The sequence below is a fragment of the Vibrio sp. 1249-1 genome (assembly GCF_033340495.1).
The window spans coordinates 1-565 of sequence record NZ_JAWOWJ010000941.1; the positions used below are offsets into that span (position 1 = coordinate 1).

The window sequence follows — 565 nt, forward strand, 5'->3', positions numbered from 1 at the left end:
CGTTGTGGCTTGGCTATTCATCACGGTACTTCCACCGTTCTTTGGTTATGAAGGCTTTGTGGTTGATATTTCCATGGGTGACATTGCAGAAAGCGTATTGATTTACCTAGGAATTCCTTTCCTTGCTGGTTTTCTCAGTCGTAAGTGGTTAGTCGCTGCAAAGGGTGAGAAGTGGTACAACGATGTGTTTATTCCTCGAATTTCACCCATTACTTTGATCGCTTTGCTCGCCACCATCGTGCTGATGTTCAGCCTCAAAGGAGAGATGATTTTACAACTGCCAATGGATGTGTTCCGCGTCGCAGTCCCACTAGCGATCTACTTCGTACTGATGTTTTTTGCCAGCTTCTTTATCGGGAAGAGCATGGGCATCCCCTACGATAAAAATGCCTCCATCGCATTTACGGCAACGGGTAACAACTTTGAGTTGGCAATTGCGGTTTCCATTGCTGTATTTGGCCTGAATTCCGACCAGGCATTCGCTGGCGTAATTGGCCCGTTGATCGAAGTTCCGGTTCTGATTGCTTTGGTTAACGTCGCACTGCGGATGAAAACCAAATACAAA

Annotated in this window: 1 protein-coding gene; it reads left to right on the forward strand. The window is 46.4% G+C overall.

Annotation, left to right across the window (positions count from 1 at the left end; genetic code table 11):
• On the forward strand, window positions 1-565 hold a 565-nt coding region (locus R7Z50_RS29820; protein ID WP_411979540.1), incomplete at both ends, for an arsenic resistance protein.